Origin of the sequence: Sphingomonas sp., assembly GCF_040398505.1 — a bacterium.
GTDB lineage: Bacteria > Pseudomonadota > Alphaproteobacteria > Sphingomonadales > Sphingomonadaceae > Sphingomonas.
The window spans coordinates 1-2,384 of sequence record NZ_JBBATX010000184.1; the positions used below are offsets into that span (position 1 = coordinate 1).

At 60.9% G+C, this 2,384-nt stretch carries 3 protein-coding genes and 1 pseudogene; 3 read left to right on the plus strand and 1 reads right to left on the minus strand.

Going from position 1 to position 2,384, the window contains the following annotated elements:
* The 3 genes from ABWP09_RS14165 to ABWP09_RS14175 all read left to right on the plus strand — a co-directional run.
* On the plus strand, positions 1-486 hold a 486-nt coding region (locus ABWP09_RS14165; RefSeq protein ID WP_353205764.1), incomplete at its 5' end, for a zinc ribbon domain-containing protein.
* A 61-nt stretch (positions 487-547) separates the two neighbouring features.
* Positions 548-1,345, plus strand: a complete 798-nt coding sequence (locus ABWP09_RS14170; protein ID WP_353205765.1) for a Stf0 family sulfotransferase — start codon at positions 548-550, stop codon at positions 1,343-1,345.
* Positions 1,335-2,090, plus strand: a complete 756-nt coding sequence (locus ABWP09_RS14175; protein ID WP_353205766.1) for a glycosyltransferase family 25 protein — start codon at positions 1,335-1,337, stop codon at positions 2,088-2,090. The genes ABWP09_RS14170 and ABWP09_RS14175 overlap by 11 nt, the downstream gene beginning before the upstream one ends.
* Before the next feature lie 55 nt (positions 2,091-2,145).
* Here the strand turns inward: ABWP09_RS14175 and ABWP09_RS14180 are convergent.
* A pseudogene (locus ABWP09_RS14180) lies at positions 2,146-2,336 on the minus strand (hypothetical protein); the annotation flags it as partial.
* Positions 2,337-2,384 lie beyond the last annotated feature (48 nt).

The following is a 2,384-nucleotide window of genomic DNA, read 5'->3' on the forward strand; positions in this document are numbered from 1 at the left end:
GGCGTCGCCATGGAGGCGCTCAAGCTTCAGAACATGACCAGGAGCGCTGCCGGTACGCTGGCGGAGCCTGGCACCAACGTGCGCGCGAAGGCCGGGCTCAACCGGTCGCTTCAGGATGTCGCCCCCGGGCAGATCCGCTTGATCATCCGCCAGCATATCGAGGCGGCTGGAGGACGGTTCGAGTCGGTCGATCCTCACAATACCAGCAGGCGCTGTTCTGCCTGCGATCACGCCGCTGCCGAAAACCGCAAGAGCCAAGCGGACTTCGGCTGCGTCCCCTGCGGGATGCAGATCAATGCCGATCTGAATGCCGCGATCAATATCCGTCGCCTTGCCTTCGGCAAGGCGACGGCAATACCACCAACCGTAGGACTTCCGTGGTTGCCCTGTGAATCGAGCTCCATTAGGAGACGGAAGCAGGAACCGCGATCCGCGAGGCACGCACCTCTCCTGATCAGAAGCCCGGTCCTTCAGGGCCGGGAGTAGTCACTGCCATAGATCAGGGTGCCCGATACCAAGCTGAAGCTTTGTCGAAGCGAGATAAACAATGGATGCCGCGCCCCCGCATCGAGGATATGTCATTCTCGGCACGCCCAGATGCGGATCGACGTATCTATGCCAGCTTCTGGCCAGTACCCATGTCTTGGGCAAGCCCGCAGAATATCTCGATCGCACTCACCTGCGCGATCTGGCGGCGGACGCCGCCTATTCGCATCCCGGGCACGACATCTGGGAAAAGATCTGGGCTGCGTCCCGTTCGGATAACGGCATTCACGGGATCAAAGCGTTCTACAGCCAGATGCGCGATGGCTTCGCGCCGCGGGAAATTCACAAGAACCTGCTGAGCCTGCCGATCGTCTTCCTGACCAGAAACGACAAGCTGGGACAGGCGATCTCCTTTGCGCGCGCGCTGCAGACGTCGAATTGGCACACCCCGGGCGGTGACGACCTGTCCCGCCTCCGCTACAATGCCGGCGACATCGATTATTGTCTAAACCAGATACTACATCACGAAGCGTCGCTATATCGTATCTTCGCCACCAACGGCATAACGCCGCTGAATCTCGTATGCGAGGATTTCATTCGGGAACCCGAGATCACGGTCCGACGGATCGGAGCACTAGTAGGTCTGCTGGATATCGATCTCCAGCCGCGCTCGTCGCTAAGGATTCAGCGCGACGCGATCACTGCGGAGTGGCGCGAGCGATACGTTCGCGAGCGCTGCGATCGCGAAAGCCTGTCGGACCTTGAAGTCAACAATCGCTGGACACGGCTTGGGCGGAAATTGACTCCGTTCCTGCGCCCGTTACCGTCATGGCGACGCTGGATGTTCGATGTCGGGTGATCCGACCATCCGAGTGATCAGTCTGCAGCATTCCGATCGGCGTCCGGCGGTCGCCGGGCAACTAAGAGCGTTGCGACGATCATGGGCTTTTTTCGACGCCATCGATCATGTGGGGCCAGCCGGGCTGCACTACGATCCCGGCGTGGCGCGGCGGCGGTTTGGGCGCGAACTTGGCGCCGCAGAGCTCGGTATCTTCGCCAGCCATATCGCTCTGTGGCGGCAGGCGGCTGCCGCTGATCATGGATCCATCTGGTTGATCCTCGAGGACGACGTGACCTTCGAGCCGCATTTCGCAACACTGCTGGACGAGATCGTCGCGCGGATGCGCGACCGCCGGATCGATTTTCTGCGACTGTTCGCGATCACCGAAGGTCCCCGAGTGCAGGAAGCTCGGTTCGCATCCTTCGATCTTTACCGCTATATCGGTGATTGCTGGGGCACACAGGCCTATTTGTTGACGCCCGCCGGTGCGCACCGGCTGCTCGCTGCGATTTGCAGGGTCGAGCGCCCGATCGACAACGAACTCGATCGCTACTGGCATCATGGCTTGCCCGATCGGGTGACGATACCGCTCATGGTCCGCCACAACCTCGTACCGTCGACTGCGGAGGCGGAGCGCGCGACAATGGAGCGCGACCGACAGGCCAATCGGCAATGGCGGCGATGGCTGTATTACCGGTCCCGGGCGGTGATGGGGTGGCACGGCAGCCTGACGCGGATCGCGCTAGCGCTCGGTCGGCGTTAGGAGACTATCGCCCCGGCACTGTCAGAAATTCCGTGCGTGGACGGACGGTTGAAGATTACGCCGCTTTAGCCCTGATGAAGCGCTCGCTGAAAATGACGGAGTACCGGGATTTGGCCACGGACCACTCACGTGGTGGCGTATTCCGCTCTTTTTTTCCAAACGGTTCAAGATTAAGTGAAGCAGCTGGGTAGCGACCTCGTCGCTGGGGCAGTGGCCCCTGGCACGGACGGCGCGCCTGAGCTTAGAGCCTGATCCGAAAGTAGTTGAGCAATACCAGTATCTTGTGATTCAGCC

What these genes read in the sequence shown, in the direction of transcription:
- ABWP09_RS14170 (WP_353205765.1), top strand. Translation starts at nt 548, where the DNA reads ATGGATGCCGCGCCCCCGCATCGAGGATATGTCATTCTCGGCACGCCC.
- ABWP09_RS14175 (WP_353205766.1), top strand. Translation starts at nt 1,335, where the DNA reads ATGTCGGGTGATCCGACCATCCGAGTGATCAGTCTGCAGCATTCCGAT.